Below are 252 nucleotides of genomic sequence, written 5' to 3'. Positions count from 1 at the left end.
TCTCCGCACTGGCCGGCACCGCGGTCCCGGTGCCGCGCACGGTCGACGTCGTCGACGACACCGACGCCGCCCACGTGAAGGGCACGGTCTTCTTCGTGATGGAGCGCTCCCCCGGCATCGTGCTCGCCCGCCCGGCGCAGAACGCCGGCTACACCGCCGACGGCCTCCGGGGTCTCGGCTTCGACCTGGTGCGCTGCCTCGCCGACCTGCACGCCGTCGACCCCGACGAGGTGGGGCTCAGCGACTTCGGCA

The 252-nt window shown here is 73.8% G+C and carries 1 protein-coding gene; it reads left to right on the top strand.

The features are described from left to right. A partial coding sequence (locus ACQG3P_RS20880; protein WP_426806122.1) for a phosphotransferase occupies positions 1–252 on the top strand: 252 nt, incomplete at both ends.

The organism is Stenotrophomonas sp. SrG, assembly GCF_050031795.1.
GTDB classification, from domain to species: Bacteria; Pseudomonadota; Gammaproteobacteria; order Xanthomonadales; family Xanthomonadaceae; genus Stenotrophomonas; species Stenotrophomonas rhizophila_A.
Note: the sequence above shows the minus strand (reverse complement) of the source record. Positions and strands in the feature narration are given on the sequence as shown.